The organism is Streptomyces sp. NPDC056948 (genome assembly GCF_042674225.1).
GTDB lineage: Bacteria > Actinomycetota > Actinomycetes > Streptomycetales > Streptomycetaceae > Streptomyces > Streptomyces purpurascens.
The window spans coordinates 1-2,093 of record NZ_JBHUQX010000748.1 but is presented as its reverse complement, the minus strand read 5'-3'; the positions used below and the strand labels follow the sequence as shown (position 1 = coordinate 2,093).

Annotated in this window: 3 protein-coding genes; 1 reads left to right on the top strand and 2 read right to left on the bottom strand. The window is 72.7% G+C overall.

Annotated features, from left to right (window positions below; all coding sequences use genetic code 11):
• Nucleotides 1-394: DNA polymerase ligase N-terminal domain-containing protein (locus ACFTZL_RS44305; RefSeq protein WP_382596151.1), on the bottom strand; the 394-nt coding region annotated here is incomplete at its 3' end.
• Nucleotides 395-438: 44 nt separating this feature from the next.
• Nucleotides 439-1,269 carry an aldo/keto reductase gene (locus ACFTZL_RS44300; protein ID WP_382596148.1) on the bottom strand — a complete coding sequence of 277 codons (831 nt, stop codon included), beginning with the start codon at nt 1,267-1,269 and terminating at the stop codon, nt 439-441.
• Between the two features lie 104 nt (nt 1,270-1,373).
• On the opposite strand from ACFTZL_RS44300, the gene ACFTZL_RS44295 reads away from it, so the two are divergent.
• Nucleotides 1,374-2,093: LacI family DNA-binding transcriptional regulator (locus tag ACFTZL_RS44295; RefSeq protein ID WP_382596145.1), on the top strand; the 720-nt coding region annotated here is incomplete at its 3' end.

Below are 2,093 nucleotides of genomic sequence, written 5' to 3'. Positions count from 1 at the left end.
GGCCCTGCTGCGTGACGGTCTGGAGGCCCGCGTGGTGCAGCACGGTGATCAGCGCCGACGTGCGCACGCTGCGGTCCCAGACGATCACGGTGCCGCCGCCGTACTCGCCGCGGGGGACCACGCCCTCGAACTCCTCGTACTCCAGTGGATGGTCCTCCGTGGGCACGGCCAGCCGCTTGTCCTTCGGGTCCGCCGAGGGGCCCTTGGGGACCGACCAGGGCTTCAGCACGTCGTCCACCTGCAACCGGAAGTCGAAGTGCATCGTGCTCGCGTCATGGATCCGCACCACGAACCGGGGCCTGTCCCCGGAGGACGCCCCGCGGCCCCGGGGCTCGCCGGTCCGGCCGAAGTCGCTCTTGCCGCGGTAGTCCCGCAGCCGCTCCCGCTCAGCCATCTGCGGCTCCTTCCCGAAGCCCGCCGACGTGCCCCGGGTACCCGTCAGAACTCCTCGTGCACCTCGGGGTCCCCGCCGACCCGCCGGTGCGCCCGGTCGGCGACGGCCCGCAGCTCGTCCTCGCTCAGCTCGAAGCCGAAGACGTCGAGGTTCGCGCGCTGCCGCTCGGGGTTCGCCGACTTCGGGATGGGCACCGCGCCGAGCTGCGTGTGCCAGCGCAGGACCACCTGTCCGGCCGACACCCCGTGCGCCTCGGCGATCCGCGCCACGGCCGGGTCCTGCAGCAGGGGCGTGCCCCGGCCCAGCGGACTCCAGCTCTCGGTGACGATGTTCCTGCCCGCGTGGAAGGCGCGCAGCTCGTCCTGCGGCAGGAAGGGGTGCAGCTCGATCTGGTTCACGGAGGGCAGGACGCCGGTCTCCTTCTCCAGCCGCTCGATGTGCGTGGCCGTGAAGTTAGAGACGCCGATCGACCGGACGAGCCCCTCCTCGCGCAGCTTGATCATGGCCTTCCAGGAGTCGACGTACCGGTCCACGCGCGGCAGCGGCCAGTGGATCAGGTACAGGTCGACGTACTCCAGGCCGAGGCGGGCCCGGGACTCCTCGAACGAGGCGAGGGTCTCCTCGTAGCCGTGGTGCCGGCCGGGGAGCTTCGTCGTCACGACGATCTCCTCGCGCGGCACCATGCCGGAGGTCACCCCACGGCCCACCCCCGTCTCGTTGCGGTAGTTCGTCGCCGTGTCGATCAGGCGGTAGCCCGCTTCCAGGGCCGAGAGCACCGCCTGCTGCGCCTCGTCGTCGCCCAGCGGCCAGGTGCCCAGGCCCAGGGCGGGGAGCGTCGTACCGTCGTTGAGTGTGTGCGTCGGGATGCTGATCACCGTCGGACCTTCCCGTTGACTGTCGGCTGTGTCCTCCCTCCAGCGTCACGGATAGGGTGGGCGATGATCAACCGGACGGGTGGCGGATGAGGGCGGCGGACGGCATGGACAGCGCCGGGAAGAAGCCGGTGACGGGATCGGGGCGTCCCACCTCGCGGGACGTGGCCCGGCTCGCCGGCGTGTCGCACACCGCGGTGTCCTTCGTGTTCAACGGCCGGGCCGACGGCAACCTCTCGCCCGCCACCCAGGAACGCATCCGGCAGGCCGCGACCCAGCTCGGCTACCGGCCCGACCCCGTCGCCCGCGGCCTGCGCCGCAGCCGTACGGCCGTGATCGGCCTGGTCACCGACGAGATCGCCTCCTCGCCGTTCGCCGGGCGGCTGCTGCGCGGCGCGATGGACACCGCCTGGGCCGGGGAGCACCTGGTCCTCACCGTCGACTCCGGCGGCGACCCGGCCAAGGAGGACGCGGCGGTCGCCGAACTCCTCGACCGGCGTGTCGACGGCATCATCTACGCGGCGATGTCCCTGCGCCGCGTCCGCGTCCCCGAAGGACTGCACCGCACCCACTCCGTGCTGGCCAACTGCCTGCCCGAGGACGGCTCGCTGCCCGCCGTCATCCCCGCCGAGCGCGCGGGCGGCCGGACGGCGGCCCGGCTGCTGCTGGAGCAGGGGCACCAGCGGGTCGCGCTCGTCGGCGGGCAGGACGACATCGCCTCGGTGGAGCGGCTGCGCGGCTTCCGCGACGCGCTGCGCGCCGAGGGCATCACCGTGCCCAAAGACTGGGTCGTACGGACCGGAGGCGAGATCTCCGGTGGGTACGAG